Source organism: Candidatus Margulisiibacteriota bacterium (assembly GCA_028715625.1).
Taxonomy (GTDB): domain Bacteria; phylum Margulisbacteria; class Riflemargulisbacteria; order GWF2-35-9; family GWF2-35-9; genus JAQURL01.
Genome location: JAQURL010000095.1, coordinates 1 through 7,679 on the forward strand (window position 1 = coordinate 1; position 7,679 = coordinate 7,679).

Here is a 7,679-nt window from a genome sequence, read left to right on the forward strand (position 1 = left end):
AATCTGCTGTCTCAAAATTTGAATAAAACCGGGGTCAGATACAATAAAAGCATCTATATCCAGCTTTTTCAGTTTGGGTAAAATAGTTTCCAGTTCTCTGATATCTTCATTATGAGCAAAAATATTAAAAGCCAGATAATACTTTTTATTATTTTTTTTACATAATTTGATGGTTTTTTTTATATCTGCCAAATCAACTTCCGACTTTTTTCCGTGACGCAGGGAAAAGCCTTCCAAGCCCTGATATATAGCATCTGCGCCATAAAGCAGGGCTACTTCAGCGTTTTCATAGGTTCCTGCAGGTGCCAACAATTCCGGTTTTTTTCGTAATTTCATACTAAATATTATTATACCATTAGCTTGTCTCTATTTATTATATTCTTAAAATGTCTCATAATTTCAATAAATGAAATTTCTCTTAATACAACCGCCCATCGAAGATTTTTATATAACCGACATTCGCACCTATCCTCTTGGTCTATTATATATAGGTACATTCCTGCAAAAAAACGGACATGAGGTGATGATTCTGGATTGTCTTAATCCGCTTAGAAAAAAAACCATTCCTTTGCCGGAAAAATTAAGTTATTTGAAAAATATTTACAGCGAAAAAGAAGTTGGCCCTATCAAACTTTTTGGAGCTTATTATCGTTTCGGCTTGTCTGATGAACAAATCCTTACTAAAATTTCAGATTTTTTTCCTGATATTATTGGTATCAGCTGTAATTTTACGGCCTATTTTCAGACCGCTTATGCTCTTATTGAGCGTATCAAGATTTCCTTCCCGGAAATTAAAATAGTTGTCGGAGGTTATCACGCAACAGTCTTCAAGGATATTCTTGAAAAAAAATATCCGGCTATAGACCAAGTAATCAGCGGTGCAGAAGAAAAAAGCTTTTTACAGGCATTGAACCTGCCGTTAAAAAAATCTTTATGTTTTAATGAGCTTATACCTGACCGTTCTCTGCTGGCCTCAGAGCTTTATAAAATACACCGGCAAAATTTTACCTTTATTACAGCAACCCGCGGCTGCCCGCGTCATTGCAGTTTCTGTACAGTACATTCTTTGCATGGAAAAAATTATGTAACTCGCAAAATAAACAGCATTATTAAAGAAATGACCGATTGCTATAAAAAACATAATATTAGGGTTTTTGACTTTGAAGATGACAATTTAAGTTATGACATAGATTGGTTCGAATCGTTGCTTGATGAAATAGCGAAGATCTTTCCCCATAAGGATATTAGACTTTATGCTATGAATGGTATTTCCATAGAAAATCTGACAGAAAATATAATGAAAAAAATGTGGCAAGCGGGTTTCAAAAACCTGAATATTTCACTGGTTTCCGAATCGGACCAGCAAAAGAAGCAGATGCATCGTCCCTTTTTTAACAAACACTTTGAAGAAGTTGTAAAAATTGCAAACAAAATCGGTTTTGATATTATCACTTACTTTATTCTCGGACTACCCGGGCAGAATATGGAAGATGTTGAAAAAACTATCAATTATTTAAGCCGCTTTGAGGTACTGCTTGCTCCCTCGATTTTTTATCCCCCACCCGGTACTAGCCTTATTAAAGAGCTTGATAAAGATTATAACCTGCCTGAAAACTGGGTCTTTTGTCGCTCTTCGGTGTTTCCCGTAGAAACTGATACTTTAAAACGCACTGATCTGGTTAATTATTTTTTACTAATCAGACTTTTAAACTTCAAGCGTCACATGAAAAAAAAATATCAGTTAAAAAATATTAACTTGCAGGAACTTAAAAATTTATCCGGCGCCGACCTGGACAATCTGAATCTTTCCTCCGCCACAGAAGAAGAAATAGGCATAGCTCAGATGAAACGCTGGGCAGAAACCGGAGAAATCAAAAGAATTTTTAATAAATAATTTATTCAAGACGCAATCCATCCATTCTGTCCGTTGTTATTCTTGTCTTAAATACAATTCGCCCTTATAATCTTGTTGCCATGAAGAAGAAATCATCACCTGTCCGCGGTTTTATTGAATATCCCAAAAAATATGGGGTAATTGTTATCGGGGCCGGACATGCCGGCTGCGAAGCTGCTCTGGCCAGTGCCAGACTGGGTGTGCCTACCCTGCTGCTAACTATTTCGCTGGATAAAATTGCCTGGATGCCCTGTAATCCGGCTATCGGCGGCCCGGCCAAAAGCCAGTTGGTACATGAAATAGACGCTTTGGGTGGTGAAATGGCTGTTAATACAGACAAAACTTATCTGCAAATCAAGATGCTGAATACATCCAAGGGCCCTGCAGTGCATAGCCTGAGGGCTCAAAGTGACAAATTTGAGTATCACCGGGAAATGAAAAAAACCCTGGAAAACACAAAAAATCTGGATATTAAAGAAGCTCTGGTCAGCGATCTGCTGATTAAAAACCATAAAATTCAAGGACTGCGTACTGAAATGGATGTTGTTTATATGAGTGAAAAAATTATTCTGGCAACCGGAACCTTTTTAAACGGTTTGATCCATATTGGTCTGAAAACCATGCCTGCCGGACGCGCCGGGGAATTTCCCTCCCTCAGTCTGGCTGGAAACTTGAAAAAAATCGGGTTTGAGATGATTAGACTGAAAACGGGCACAACCGCCAGGGTGGATAAAAAGTCCATTAATCTGAATAAAACATCACCTCAATTCGGCAACAAGAATAAAAATAAATTTTCTTTTACTGATTCTCGTCCTACAAATAAGGACTATCCCTGTTATCTGGTACATACTAATGAAGAAACACACGAATTAATTAAAGACAATCTGGACCGCTCACCCCTTTATCAGGGCCAGATCAAAGGAGTCGGTCCCAGGTATTGTCCGAGCATTGAAGACAAAGTTGTTCGCTTCTGCGATAAAAAAAGCCACCAGTCTTTTCTGGAACCTGAAGGTGAACATACGTTGGAAATATACACGCAGGGCCTTTCAACCAGTTTACCCGAGGATATTCAGTTACGATTTTTAAGGACAATTAAGGGATTGGAAAATGTCGAGATCATGCGGCCTGCCTATGCTATTGAATATGATGTAATAAAACCTTACCAGCTTAAATATACACTGGAAACAAAACTTGTTCAGGGCCTTTATTCAGCCGGTCAAATTAACGGCACATCCGGATACGAGGAAGCAGCTGCACAAGGTCTTGTTGCAGGCATTAATGCTGCATTAAGCATCTTAAAAAAAGAGGAACTTGTACTATCAAGGGAATCTTCATATATTGGAACATTGATTGATGACCTCATTAATAAAGATATTGTTGAGCCTTACCGGATGTTCACTTCCCGATCAGAATACAGACTGCTGCTAAGACAGGATAATGCGGATGCGCGTCTTACTGAAACCGGATATAAAATAGGCTTAATCAATAAAAATCGTTATCTTGCTTTTAAGAAAAAACAGAAGAAAATTGCCCAAGGTATTGAGTTTCTAAAAAATCATTTTTTAACACCCACTAAAAATCATAAAAAAAGTCTGGAAAAACTGGGTGAAAAAATATTAAAAAAGGAAACCCTCTATAGTCTTTTAAAACGAACAAATATCCACTTCAATGATCTGTATACCTTGCAAACACTACTGCCTTCTGATTTTACCGCTGAAGAAAAAGAAGCCATTGAAATCCAAATAAAATATGAAGAATATATAATAAGAATGCACGACACTGTTGCCAGACATAAAAAACTCTCTGAAAAAAAAATCCCAGCGTCTTTTAATTATGACGAAGTAAAAAGCTTAAAGAAAGAAAGTCTGGAAAAACTAAAAAAAATAAGACCGCAAAACATTGGGCAGGCCTCAAACATAGATGGAGTGAGCCCTGCAGATATTGCTATACTGCTTATTGCTTTAAAAAAATAAACTCCTCGCCATGTTGTGGTGAAATTTTTCGTTTATTATTACGACATATATCCATGAACTTAAAAATTATTGCTTTTTCTGCAATCATGCTTGATCAGTATATTTTAAATAAATATTCTGTCGGTCCACCAGTTACTTCCTCTATCAAAACTGCTGTAGCAACTTTAAATCACCACATTAAACAACTCAGGTTTCAATACCTGAATGATTCTAGCGGCATGTTTGAGGCTGTAGTAAGAAATTTGTTTGTTAATGGAGCTTATTTCGGAAACGGATTTTTTCTGCTGTCTAACAGGTTTCCAATGGATATTTATCACAAAGAATTAAAAAAAGGTTTTCTTGAATTTTTAGCTGCTCATAAATCTACCTATAACCCCACTTTTGGTTATTTTATTATCACTACGTTTAAACCGACTATGGCCGGATACAAAATAAGCGAAAAACTTTGGCTACAAGGGATAGGCGGAGAAAATCAATTCAATTATAGGAGCTTGCATCTGGGTATGCTGCGAAAAGAATTAATTAACGAACTGGAAATAAAGTTTGCTGTTAAAAAAAATTCAATTTTTAATCTTTTAAAAAGCATTAATATTGTTGATAAAAATGGCCTGTTGCTTTTAACCAACGGTTTCGCAGAATTTCCCGGCTGCTTGCTTTCTATAAAGGAAAACTTGCCCGCAAAAGTACTTAAACAAACTGACCTTATGGAACAACTGGAAGACTTATTGTTCAATGTCTACAGAGGATTTAAGCTGCGATGTGAAATAATTGCCTCTCTGAAAAACGATTTAGCCAAGCCCTAGTTTTTCAAACGCATTATCTACATTTTTTTCTATATCCATATATCCATTTACAACCGGCCATTTCCAGCGCAGCCAGCTAAATGGAGTAAATTGCGGGGTTTTATTATAGTACCATCGTTTGTATTCCGTTTGTGTTAAAAGTTTTTTGGCTAAAAATTTTAAGGTTTTGATAAACTGTTTCTTCTTTTGGGGGGTTCCGTTATATATAGAACCATAAATCGTATTTTTTACATCCATAAATTGTTCCACAACCTTTTCCATATCACCGAAGTTCATACGGATTGACTCCAGTATCGGATCAATATATTCATAATCACCCAGTTCATCAGCGTCTTTCTGGTTTGGAGCCAGCTCTGCGCTAGGTTCTCTGCCAATCATTTCTTCGCTTATAGCCTGTTCCCCTTTTTCTTTTAACCATTTTAAATATTGGATTACAGTTGTTGCAGGCAATGAAGCCAGTATTGGCAAACCAAGCAAATCCCCACCAATTGTTCCGTATCCGGTTGCCGCTTCTGAAAAATTGGTTGTGTTTATTACAACCATGCCCTCTTTATTGGCTATTGACCATAGAATCATAGACCTGGTGCGAGCCTGCAGGTTTTGGTGAGCCAGACTGTTCGGTTGAAGCTGCAACTCTTTACTGGTTGAGTCCACCATCATGGAGATATCAATAGTTCTATGCTTTATTCCGAGCTTGTCAGCTAGTTCCTGCGCTAACGTTACTGACTCTGGCATAGTATACTGGCTAATTTTGTAAGGCATAATTACACCCTCTACGGCGTCTTTTCCCAGATGTCTTTTTAATATCGCCGCAACAGCTGTTGAATCCTTACCTCCAGACAACCCCAGAATTGTTTTGACCTTCCCGGTTACCGTACTGCTCTTTCTAAAATAATCCTTCAGATATAATCCCATCATACTGTCCAGTTCTTCATATTTATTATGTTTCTGCTTTGTTTTATTTTGCTTTTTATAGCTATTTATTTGAGCAGGACAAAAAATAAACTCGTCTTCTGTAAATCCTTTCATTTCGTGTATTAACTGTCCGTTCTCATTGATAATAAAACTTCTACCTCCAAATATCAGTTCATCCTGCGCGCCAACAATATTAAGAAAAACCAGTGGCACCTTGTAGTGTTCAGCTATTTTACTAAACATCTCTATGCGTAAATCCTGCTTGCCAATGTAATCGGGACTTGCTGAAAGGTTTACTATAGCCTTCAGTTTTATGCCCTTGTTTTTTGCGGAATTTATAAGCTTTTCTATAGGGTCCTGTAAATACAATCGATACAATCTGTTTTCTATACCATATTTATTATTCCATCCATCCTCACAAATTAAAAAACCAAAATGGTCATCATTTATTTTACGAATTTTAATATTTCTTATGGAGGCGGGCTGAAACCAGCGGTATTCATCAAACTCACCGTAGGTAGGAATACATACCTTGTCTTGCACAAACTCATATGATGGAGGCTGATAAAACCTTATTGAATTATAAAGATGTTTGGCACCCTGTGGTGAATGAGGGTTCCTGCGAGGCATTCCTACACAAACCCCACAATTATTTTCCAATGCAGATTTTTTTATATCTTTCCAGGCTTTATTTGTTTGTTCAACTATTTGTTCATTAAAAAAAATATCCTGGGCATGGTACCCGGTCAAGGCCATTTCTCCAAAAAAAACTACTGTAGCGCCTTTTTTACTGACTCTATTAATATAATCAACAATTCTTGAACTGTTGGCACAAGGATTACCGACTACAGGGTTAAACTGTATCAGGGCAATATTATAAGGAACATTGACTGTCATTTATGATTATTGTAGCACTCATCATTTGATTGTGAAACAACCTGATGGCTTGTAGTAACTGCCTTGCAAACAAAGGTTTCACGTGAAACCTTTGTTTGCAAGGTTATGAATTTACCAATTCTGAGCGTTATCAGAAAAATTGTCGATAAATTATATATGTTAAAAAAACAATATTACAGACACAAATTTAAACTAATTTCGTTGCCGCTAACTGCAGCTGATTTATTAAGGGCAGGCATGAGATCCAATGATTCCGCCATTCTTATTGATTTAATCAAACCCTCCCCTGCTGACAAAATATTGTATATCGGACCTGGATACTACGCCGAGCCGCTTTTAGCCTGCGCATTTTATGGAGCTACTATAGATATAGTGCAGCCAAAAACTCAGAATTCAGTTTTAGGTAATACAACCTATCAGACGATAGAGCTGGAGCATAACATTAGAAGCTATTATTTATTATTGAATAGTATTTATGGGAAAAACATCCTTCGGGGGAAAATAAATACCAGGAAATATGAAGGCTATATTCAAGACTCCAATTTTCAATCGAAATATAGCTTAATCTTTTTATTAAATGTGCTGGATTCAGGCGAAGCAATGTATCACTTCGACGAAATTTGTAGTAAATTATTTGATTATACCGAAACAGTTGCATCTTTTATTATATCGGCCTGGGAACAAAAGTCCTTATTTGTTGCCAGAAAAGTTTCTGCTTTCGCACAAGGTATGGGTTGGAAATCATTTGTTTTTGAACTTTACAATCCTGTCAATTCTATCGATTTTCCACACGGTGTGTACAGGGTATTATTAGTTAAAAACCAGTTGCTTTAAAGTTCCCCACCTGTTTCATTTATAATGTTTCACGTGAAACAATCATAATTATATCAGTATATTTCGATAAAAATTTGGGGTTAAAATTTTTACTAATTACATTTTTGTATGTTATAATGTTTCACGTGAAACAATCACAAAATACATTGATTAATTATCAATTTTTGCTCGATTTTCTTTTTGAGGAAAACCAGAAATATAACCTTACAGGCCTTAAAAACAAGGAGGATATGCTAGTAAAACATATAGAGGACAGCCTCGTCCTTTCAGATTATATTAAAAAGCATTTATCGTCACCCTCTGCCCTTCTGGACATGGGTACCGGTGCCGGTTTTCCCGGTCTGGTTATTGCTCTGGAAAATC

At 36.6% G+C, this 7,679-nt stretch carries 6 protein-coding genes; 4 read left to right on the plus strand and 2 right to left on the minus strand.

The features are described from left to right. The coding region (locus PHV30_11370) for a U32 family peptidase (protein MDD5457612.1) at positions 1–336 on the minus strand (336 nt) is incomplete at its 3' end. 70 nt (positions 337–406) lie between these two features. On the opposite strand from PHV30_11370, the gene PHV30_11375 reads away from it, so the two are divergent. From PHV30_11375 to PHV30_11385, 3 genes are all read left to right on the plus strand, one after another. Continuing rightward, a complete protein-coding gene (locus PHV30_11375; protein ID MDD5457613.1) occupies positions 407–1,894 on the plus strand; it encodes a cobalamin-dependent protein in 1,488 nt (495 codons plus the stop codon). 80 nt (positions 1,895–1,974) lie between these two features. Continuing rightward, entirely contained in the window at positions 1,975–3,867 is a 1,893-nt protein-coding gene (gene mnmG, locus PHV30_11380; GenBank protein ID MDD5457614.1) for a tRNA uridine-5-carboxymethylaminomethyl(34) synthesis enzyme MnmG, read from the plus strand. Positions 3,868–3,920: 53 nt separating this feature from the next. Continuing rightward, on the plus strand, positions 3,921–4,670 hold the full coding sequence (locus PHV30_11385) for a hypothetical protein (protein ID MDD5457615.1): 750 nt from the start codon (positions 3,921–3,923) through the stop codon (positions 4,668–4,670). Here PHV30_11385 and nadE read toward each other — a convergent pair. Then, positions 4,656–6,482, minus strand: coding sequence for an NAD(+) synthase (gene nadE, locus PHV30_11390; GenBank protein ID MDD5457616.1), 1,827 nt, complete (start codon positions 6,480–6,482; stop codon positions 4,656–4,658). The genes PHV30_11385 and nadE overlap by 15 nt on opposite strands. Positions 6,483–6,587: 105 nt before the next feature. Between nadE and PHV30_11395 the strand changes: the two genes are divergently transcribed. Beyond that, positions 6,588–7,316: a hypothetical protein gene (locus PHV30_11395; protein ID MDD5457617.1), complete on the plus strand. Its 729-nt coding sequence runs from the start codon at positions 6,588–6,590 to the stop codon at positions 7,314–7,316. Positions 7,317–7,679: the final 363 nt, after the last annotated feature.